Genomic DNA, 777 nt, shown 5'->3' on the forward strand with positions numbered 1-777 from the left:
GTTAAACCTAGGATATTCCCTAAGGTGGTGTTGCTGATACCGTTAACGTCACTGTTGGTCGCCGCCAACTGCACACTGGCAAAAGCATCGACGCTGCTATCAACACTGTCGATCACTGCTTGCAACGCCGCCACATCCGCGATGCTCGCCTCTGCCGCTATCGCCGCTTGATAATCGGCCTCGTTCGCACCATCAAAAGTTAAACCTAGGATATTCCCTAAGGTGGTGTTGCTGATACCGTTAACGTCACTGTTGGTCGCCGCCAACTGCACACTGGCAAAAGCATCGACGCTGCTATCAACACTGTCGATCACTGCTTGCAACGCCGCCACATCGGCAATGCTTGCCTCTGCCGCTATCGCCGCTTGGTAAGCGGCCTCGTTCGCACCATCAAAGGTTAAACCCAGGATATTCCCTAAGATGGCATTGCTAATACCGTTAACGTCACTGTTCGTCGCCGCCAACTGCACACTGGCAAAAGCATCGACGCTGTTATCAACACTGTCGATCACTGCTTGCAACGCCGCCACATCCGCGATGCTCGCCTCTGCCGCTATCGCCGCTTGGTAATCGGCCTCGTTCGCACCATCAAAGGTTAAACCTAGGATATTCCCTAAGGTGGTGTTGCTGATACCGTTAACGTCACTGTTGGTCGCCGCCAACTGCACACTGGCAAAGGCATTAACGCTGTTATCAACACTGTCAATCAGCACTTGCAGCGCCGCCACATCGGCAATGCTTGCCTCTGCCGCTATCGCCGCTTGGTAATCGGCCTCG

The 777-nt window shown here is 54.1% G+C and carries 1 protein-coding gene; it reads right to left on the reverse strand.

Going from position 1 to position 777, the window contains the following annotated elements; all coding sequences use genetic code 11:
- On the reverse strand, nucleotides 1-777 hold a 777-nt coding region (locus VTH8203_RS23195), incomplete at both ends, for a hypothetical protein (protein ID WP_158296232.1).

Source organism: Vibrio thalassae, assembly GCF_900089835.1.
Lineage (GTDB): Bacteria > Pseudomonadota > Gammaproteobacteria > Enterobacterales > Vibrionaceae > Vibrio > Vibrio thalassae.